We start from the raw sequence: 6,017 nt of genomic DNA, 5'->3' as shown, positions 1-6,017 counted from the left end.
GGCGAGCCAACTCACCAACGGCGCCCACCGGATGGCGGAGGCGGTCGGCTCTTCGTTCGCGGACGCGGTGGCTCACACCAGCCTGGTGGGCGCGGCGATCCTGGAACTGGGGGCGGTGTCCGTGGCCTTCTTGCTCCCCGGCAAGGGCCGTGGTGCGAAAGCGAGGGCGGAGGATCCGACCAAGGCCGAAGAGGCGATCAAGACCTCGGCAACCCTGGAGAAGGAGCCCGAGATCGCACGTACGAGTTCGTGATCCCCGCCATGTTCTTCGCGTCCCCGCCGACCAGGTCCAGGTCGAGTGCGCTGTCGTAGACAAGGTCGGGCAAGACCGTCTCGACGTCGGGCAGTAGGCATGGAAGGGGCACCCGCGAGTGTGCAGCATCCGTAGGACGTTGGCTGATGAGGATACGTTGTGACCCGCTACGTCTCCGAAAGAGAACCAGGGCGTTGACAAGCGGGCATGCCTAGACCTAGATTCCCGGTTCGTAAGAAAGTTACGAAACCTCGGGAAGGCTGTTCGAACAGGTCTTTCCGCGCTTTCCAAGCCGCCCTACGCGCTGGTCAGCCGTGCGCTCCAGGTCCCCGGTCGGCCATTCAACTCCCCGTTGTGCATGCCAAAGCATGACTTCGCTCCGCTTACGAGGTCTCGTATGCCTACCCGTCCGCGTTCCGAAGACTGGGCCTCACCGCCTGCAGTGGCGCGCAGGGCCCGGGATCGACCTTCGGCCTCCCGGCGCTGTCGCGGAGATCAGCACGGCATCCTTGCGGAACCGCTTGCGTTGCTGGACGGCGAGCGCCGGTCCGAGGTGGTCGATGATGCGGTTGGCGGCCGACTTCGACACCCCGAACCGCGGCGCCAGTTGGCGCAGCGCGAGGTTGGTCCGCCAGTAGGCGGCGACCAGCAGCACCCGGTCCTCCAGAGGCAGGCTCCACGGCCGGCCCTTGCGGACCGGATCCGCACCCTCGCGCCTCAACGCGGTGATCAGCTTCCCGAACTGACGCGGGCTCAGCCCGGTGAACGGGGCTATCCAGGACGGCTCCGACGCCGTGACCAAACCAGCCACATCAAGATCATCTCATCCGTGACAAGCAGTTACGGGACAAGTCTTAGCCCCGGAAATGGACCTCACTTCATACATAATTCATGCACAAAGCGGACGGAATGTTCACCGCACCTTTCCTTGACGAGTGCAGATCGGTGCTCGTTGGGTAGTCGTGAGCGTTTCTCGCACACGCACCCGAAATACGCTGCTTGAAACCGCAATAAGATCCTGATTTACTTTCAATCGCAGACTACTCAAGTTGGGGCGGCCGCAGGTCGCCAGTCGGGGTCATTCGAATGTGTGCGGCGTGTTGGATTAGTGCTGACTCTCGCTATGATGCTCGGCTAGGGACCCCGATCGATGAGCGGCATTCTCAGCGAAATAAGGAAGAAATGGCGAACCCTGGTATGCTCACGCAAGTTCCCGCACTGACGGTAAAGTCCCTGTCATTTCGGTACCCGAAGCAAGTCGGACTCGTTCTTCGTGGCGTATCGTTCAAAGTGCAAGCAGGGCAGTCTTTGGGCGTCCTGGGAGCGAACGGTTCCGGCAAGAGTACGCTCCTTAACGCCATACTCGGAGTGCGGGCCGGTACCCGGCTTGGATCAGTCACCTTCCATGGCACGGCCGACTTCTCTCGCACCCTCGTGGGATATGCCACCCAGCAGATCTCTCTGTATCAACAGTTGACGGTGAAGGAAAACCTCCGCCACGTCGCCCGAATGCTTCTCAGTCGCAAGGCAGTGCCGGCCGCGGTTGATCGAACGCTCGCAGAGTTTGGGTTGACGGAACGAGCAAACGTGCTGGTCCGTCGCCTCTCTGGTGGTTGGCAGCGCCTGGCACACCTAGCCGCGAGCTTTGTGCATGATCCGCCGCTGCGCATTCTGGACGAGCCGACTGCCGCGTTGGACTTTGAGACCCGAAATCGGCTAGTCGGCCTTGTCAACGACTGGCGTCAAGCCGGCTCCACCCTGCTGGTCACCTCCCACTATCCGGAGGATATTGAGGAAATGTGCACACATGCAGTAGTGATCCGTGAAGGTACGGTGGCACGTTATCAGTCAGTCCCGGCATTTCTGGCCGGGTATCGCCGGGAACTTGTCATTGACACCGAAACGGCATACGGGCCGCAAACGGTGCGTGTGGCTGCGCCGCAGACCATCCACGATCTACACCAAGCTGTCGCCGACATTGCAACCGGCGATGACATGAGTGGCCGTCGCGTGATCGGCATCCGAACCAGCCAGTCCCGCCTGCGAGAAGTTCTAGTCGCTGACCCCCAACTACAAGGAGTCGTCAGTGGCGAAGACTGAAATTAGGACAGGTTTCTGGGCAACGGTCACGACGTTCGCCGTCAGTGATGCTCTGATCCTTTGGCGGATGCGCACTCCAGTAGCCTTTATGTTCATCCTCCCGGGCCTCCTCGCGATCACGCTCGGCCCTGCAATTTCCGGCGCGGGCGAACAGGCGACCTCCGGTCGATCGGTAGTCGGGGTAGCTGTAATGTTCAGCTTCATGACCGTAAACTATGTCGGTCTTGCGCTGTTTCGAGAGCATACCCACAACACGTGGATGAGGCAGGCCATTATCCACCCTCCCCGGCTAGCATTCATACTTGGAAAGTCGCTGCCTGTCGCCGGAGCCGCTTTCCTGCAGTTGGGCATTTTTGGCGCCATTGCGGAAATTGGGTACGGCCTGCCGCTCAGCGGCTCACTATTGCAACTCATTATGGTGGCCCTGCTGCTCGTCGCCTTCGGGTGTGCGTTTGGTGTCGTGCTGTTCGTGGCAACGAAGTCAGTTCAGTCATTCCGCAGCCTTGCGTACATCCTGCTCCTGATGGGCGGTAGCGCTGGTGGCGCACTAGTACCCACGCAGAACCTGCCTTCGATTTCGCGCGTGATTGGCACCATCACGCCTCAGTACTGGGCAATGCGCGCCATTGATGCAGCTATTGGTGGTACCGATTCATGGCGCCCGGCCTTGCAGGCGGTTCTCGTTATCGGCGGTCTCACCGTGGCCTTCGCGGTGGTCGGTGTATTCAGTCTGCGCTACCGCGACGAGAAGTCCGAACTGATCTAAAAGACCTATGTCTGGCTGGCTGCTTGGGCCCTTTGCGTGTCTCAAGTAACTGGGTCGATGCATCGACCCTCTTAATGGCAGCGGCCGGGCACTTCCCACGCACACTGCCAATCCGTGTTTCGCAGCGAGGCGACAACTCTGTGGCTGTCTGAGAGACGATTTCCGGGCACCGCCTAACTCGCTCGCGCTGGTGCTGCAGACGTACGTCGATCAGCGGAAAGACCTTATGGATGCCTCGGCAAGGCCGCACCAAGTCGTAAACCACGCCCACGAACTGTGCACCCGCCGGACACGCTTCCAGCGCCCCTGCTGCACCGCCCTGAAGGGAGGATGTTCTCTTGTCTGCTGATGATAGTGCTCGCTCCATGCTCGCGCGTGGCCTCGGTATCCTTCGCGTCTTCCGGGCCGGCGAGTCGGAGCTTACGTTCTCGGATATTTCCCGGCGGGCTAACATGCCCAAGGCAACGGCCCATCGAATCATCGCCGAACTGGTCAGCGAAGGCATGCTGGAACGCAGCGAGAAGGGGTTCAGGCTCGGCATGGGCTTGTTCATGCTGGGCGCACGAGTGCACCCTCACATGATACTCCGTAACATGGCTTTACCTTACGAGGAGAAACTGCAGCACCTAACCCGAGGTAGCACGTTCCTCTATATCGCTAATTCCACCGGGGCGAACGCAACCCTGGACTCCGTCCGGAACACCCACGGACACGCCCCAGAGGTGAGCATGGAGGAGGCTCGGGCCGCGTATCGGGCCGCGACCCGAGCACTTCGCGCTTTCTGCGCCGAGGGCAAGTACGTGGTGCACCCGACCGCGCGCACTCGGGAGGACGAGGCGGCCCTCGTGCGGCGCCAGGGCTTCGCGGTCGTCCGAGAGATGACCGGGGTCGGGGTAACCGGCATTGCTGCCCCCGTGCTCACGGCGCCCGGCACGGCCATCGGTGCGCTGGCCATCGCAGGCCCCCGGGCCCGGCTCGACGTGGGCCTGGCCGCCATGCACCTAAAGGCCGCCTGCGCGGCCGTCTCCCGCGCACTGCAGCGAACCCCCGAGTTGGTCACTCCCTCATGACGAAGATCGGCTCTTGTTCCTCCTCGCGATGAACCGCGTGGGCAAAGAGCGTCCATGACCTCCCTGTCGATGCGGATCCCCGGCGGGCAGGCTGAGCGAGCCCCTGACCTGGTCGACCGCAACTTCGTCGCCGCCGCTCCGAACCGGTGCTGGGTGGCGGACTTCACCCATGTGAAGGCGTGGTCCGCCACCGTCTCGCGTTCGTCGTGGACACCTTCTCCCGCCGGATCGTCGGCTGGTCGGCGGCCACCGTGAAGGAGACTGTCTTCGTCCTGGACGCTCTCGAGATGGCCGTCTGAGGTTCCCCCGTCGTTCGGGAGGTGCTGATCAGCTGGTCAGGGTGTCGGCGTACACACGATCGTGGCCCTGGCAAGATTTTCGTGAAGTAGGGGTGTGCCTCCGTGCGCCGGTGACGCTCCGTCACGGGTAGCGGCGTCGGAGGTGGGCCATGAGGATGACTCGGTGGCGGAGCAGCGGAACGCCCGCGCGGCCGGCCGTGATCCTTTTCTGGAGTTTCAGGTCCGTGATGCGGCTCTCGTTGACGCCGGAGTTGACCGGGGTGGTGATGCCCTGCACAACTGAAGCTTCCCCTTGATCGTGGACACCTGGAGACTGGGATCTTGAGGTTCCAGAGGAAGTAGCACCAGGTGGGAAGTAAGTACACGAAGCGGTACACCGAGGAGTTCAAGCGGGACGCGATCGCGCTCGTCGACTCCTCGGGCAAGACGGTCACCGCGGTGGCCCGGGAACTCGGCATCAGCTCGGAGTCCCTGCGCGGCTGGTACCGCAAGGCCAAGGCCGACCGGGGCGAGGGCCAGAGCGGCGAGCTGACCAGCGCCGAGCGCGAGGAACTGCGGCGGCTGCGTAGAGAGAACCGCGAACAGCAGCAGACGATCGAGATCCTGAAAAAAGCGACCGCCTTCTTCGTGAAGGAGAGCGACCGGTGACCATGTTGTACCGGTTGATCCATGCGGAGAAGGCGAACCACCCGATCGTGCTGTTGTGCCGGGTGCTGCGCGTGGCCCGCTCCTCCTACTACGCCTGGCGCGAGGGCGAGTCCGCTCGGCAGGCCCGCCGGGCGGCCGACGACGCGCTCGCCCACGAGATCACCGTGCTCCACATCGCCTCCCGTCGCACCTACGGCGTCCCGCGCATCCACGCCGAGCTGCGACGTCTGGGGCACCGCGTGAACCGCAAGCGCATCGCCCGCGTCATGCGCGAGCGCGACATCCGCGGCGTCACCCGCCGCAAGCACCGCTCGCTGACCCGGCCGGACGTGAAGGCGAGGCCGGCCCCGGACCTGATCGGCCGCGATTTCCACGCCGAGCGTCCCGGGATCAAGCTGGTCGGTGACATCACCTATCTCCCGACGGCCGAGGGCTGGCTCTACCTCGCCTGCTGGCTGGACCCGGCCACCCGCGAGGTCGTCGGCTATGCCATGGCCGATCACCATCGCGCAGAGCTCGTCGTCGACGCCCTCGACATGGCCTACGGCCGAGGCGGTCTGGAGCCCGGATGCGTGATCCACAGTGATCGCGGCAGCGAGTACACATCGGCGCAATTCAGGGATCGAATACAGGAGTTGGGGCTACAACAGAGCTGCGGACGCACCGGATCATGCTTCGACAACGCCGCGGCGGAGAGTTTCTGGGCCCTGCTCAAGGAGGAGATCGGCACCCGGACCTGGCCCGACCGGGTGACCGCCCGCGCCGAGGTCTTCACCTTCATCGAGAGACCCTGTTGCCCAATTCGAGTGAAGCCAGCGTGATCACGGGGCATGCGGCGTCCGGGGCCATGAGCGTGTTGGGCGACGGTCTCAAGGGCACGA

Annotated in this window: 6 protein-coding genes and 2 pseudogenes; 6 read left to right on the top strand and 2 right to left on the bottom strand. The window is 63.3% G+C overall.

All coding sequences use genetic code 11. The annotated features are described in order from the left end of the window. Positions 1-253: pseudogene (locus ACIBTS_RS49055) on the top strand (MFS transporter); the annotation flags it as partial. Between the two features lie 493 nt (positions 254-746). Here ACIBTS_RS49055 and ACIBTS_RS49050 read toward each other — a convergent pair. Beyond that, a pseudogene (locus tag ACIBTS_RS49050) lies at positions 747-1,064 on the bottom strand (transposase family protein); the annotation flags it as partial. A gap of 275 nt (positions 1,065-1,339) precedes the next feature. Here ACIBTS_RS49050 and ACIBTS_RS49045 point away from each other — a divergent pair. From ACIBTS_RS49045 to ACIBTS_RS49035, 3 genes are all read left to right on the top strand, one after another. Next, on the top strand, positions 1,340-2,353 hold the full coding sequence (locus ACIBTS_RS49045) for an ABC transporter ATP-binding protein (protein ID WP_399328458.1): 1,014 nt from the start codon (positions 1,340-1,342) through the stop codon (positions 2,351-2,353). Then, the gene (locus ACIBTS_RS49040) at positions 2,340-3,119 is read left to right on the top strand and encodes an ABC transporter permease (RefSeq protein ID WP_399328456.1); all 780 of its coding nucleotides are present in this window, start codon (positions 2,340-2,342) and stop codon (positions 3,117-3,119) included. The genes ACIBTS_RS49045 and ACIBTS_RS49040 overlap by 14 nt, the downstream gene beginning before the upstream one ends. Positions 3,120-3,484: 365 nt before the next feature. After that, positions 3,485-4,189 (top strand): IclR family transcriptional regulator, encoded by a 705-nt coding sequence (locus ACIBTS_RS49035; RefSeq protein ID WP_399328454.1) that lies wholly within the window; start codon positions 3,485-3,487, stop codon positions 4,187-4,189. 420 nt (positions 4,190-4,609) lie between these two features. On the opposite strand, the gene ACIBTS_RS49030 is transcribed toward ACIBTS_RS49035, so the two are convergent. Next, a complete protein-coding gene (locus tag ACIBTS_RS49030) occupies positions 4,610-4,765 on the bottom strand; it encodes a hypothetical protein (RefSeq protein WP_399328452.1) in 156 nt (51 codons plus the stop codon). Between the two features lie 71 nt (positions 4,766-4,836). Here ACIBTS_RS49030 and ACIBTS_RS49025 point away from each other — a divergent pair, with 71 nt between their 5' ends. After that, entirely contained in the window at positions 4,837-5,136 is a 300-nt protein-coding gene (locus ACIBTS_RS49025) for a transposase (protein ID WP_399328450.1), read from the top strand. A gap of 2 nt (positions 5,137-5,138) precedes the next feature. Then, entirely contained in the window at positions 5,139-5,957 is an 819-nt protein-coding gene (locus ACIBTS_RS49020; RefSeq protein ID WP_399328460.1) for an IS3 family transposase, read from the top strand. The last annotated feature ends 60 nt before the right edge of the window (positions 5,958-6,017 follow it).

Origin of the sequence: Streptomyces sp. NPDC050121, assembly GCF_044460385.1 — a bacterium.
GTDB lineage: Bacteria > Actinomycetota > Actinomycetes > Streptomycetales > Streptomycetaceae > Streptomyces > Streptomyces soliscabiei.
This window is presented reverse-complemented; position numbering and strand designations above follow the sequence as displayed.

Coding starts and splice junctions, on each gene's coding strand:
- ACIBTS_RS49045 (WP_399328458.1), top strand. CDS start 1,340: ATGTGTGCGGCGTGTTGGATTAGTGCTGACTCTCGCTATGATGCTCGG.
- ACIBTS_RS49035 (WP_399328454.1), top strand. CDS start 3,485: ATGCTCGCGCGTGGCCTCGGTATCCTTCGCGTCTTCCGGGCCGGCGAG.
- ACIBTS_RS49020 (WP_399328460.1), top strand. CDS start 5,139: ATGTTGTACCGGTTGATCCATGCGGAGAAGGCGAACCACCCGATCGTG.